This is a genomic window from Morganella psychrotolerans (assembly GCF_001676055.1).
Classification (GTDB): domain Bacteria; phylum Pseudomonadota; class Gammaproteobacteria; order Enterobacterales; family Enterobacteriaceae; genus Morganella; species Morganella psychrotolerans_B.
In genome coordinates this window covers 1-1,202 of the sequence record NZ_LZEX01000031.1, presented here as the reverse complement: position 1 = coordinate 1,202, position 1,202 = coordinate 1, and the positions used below count along the sequence as shown (strand labels likewise).

At 49.9% G+C, this 1,202-nt stretch carries 1 protein-coding gene; it reads right to left on the bottom strand.

The features are described 5' to 3' along the window. Positions 1-41: 41 nt before the first annotated feature. A partial coding sequence (gene tuf / locus AYY17_RS13820; protein WP_067424524.1) for an elongation factor Tu occupies positions 42-1,202 on the bottom strand: 1,161 nt, incomplete at its 5' end.

Here is a 1,202-nt window from a genome sequence, read left to right as displayed (position 1 = left end):
AAAAAGGGAGCCGGTAGCTCCCTTCTTAATACGCGATCGCGTTATGCAGCAAGAACTTTTGCTACAACACCCGCGCCGACGGTACGACCGCCTTCACGAATTGCAAAACGCAGACCTTCGTCCATTGCGATTGGGTGGATAAGCGTTACGACCATCTGGATATTGTCGCCCGGCATTACCATCTCAACGCCTTCCGGCAGTTCGATCATACCCGTTACGTCTGTTGTACGGAAATAGAACTGTGGACGGTAACCTTTGAAGAACGGAGTATGACGGCCGCCTTCATCTTTGCTCAGAATATAAACTTCTGATTCAAATTTGGTGTGTGGTTTGATTGAACCTGGTTTAGCCAGTACCTGACCACGTTCGATATCTTCACGCTTAGTACCACGCAGCAGAACACCGACGTTCTCACCTGCACGACCTTCGTCCAGCAGTTTACGGAACATTTCAACACCGGTACAGGTGGTTTTAACGGTAGGTTTGATACCGACGATTTCCAGTTCTTCACCAACTTTAACAACACCGCGCTCTACACGACCGGTAACAACTGTACCACGACCTGAGATTGAGAATACGTCTTCAATCGGCAGCAGGAATGGTTTGTCAATTGCACGCTCTGGCTGTGGGATATAAGTATCCAGGTAGTTAGCCAGTTCAACAACTTTAGCTTCCCACTCTGGTACGCCTTCCAGTGCTTTCAGCGCTGAACCGCGAACGATTGGAGTATCGTCGCCAGGGAAATCATACTGGGACAGAAGTTCACGAACTTCCATTTCAACCAGTTCCAGCAGCTCTTCATCGTCAACCATGTCGCATTTGTTCAGGAACACGATCATGTAAGGGATACCAACCTGACGACCTAACAGGATGTGCTCACGGGTCTGTGGCATAGGGCCATCAGTTGCAGCAACAACCAGGATAGCGCCATCCATCTGTGCAGCACCGGTGATCATGTTTTTAACGTAGTCGGCGTGCCCCGGGCAGTCAACGTGCGCGTAGTGACGTGCAGGAGTATCATATTCTACGTGTGAGGTAGAGATGGTGATACCACGTGCTTTTTCTTCTGGTGCGTTATCGATCTGATCGAATGCACGCGCAGAACCACCGTAGGTTTTAGCCAGAACGGTAGTGATTGCAGCTGTCAGGGTAGTTTTACCGTGGTCAACGTGGCCGATAGTACCAACGTTAACGTGCGGTTT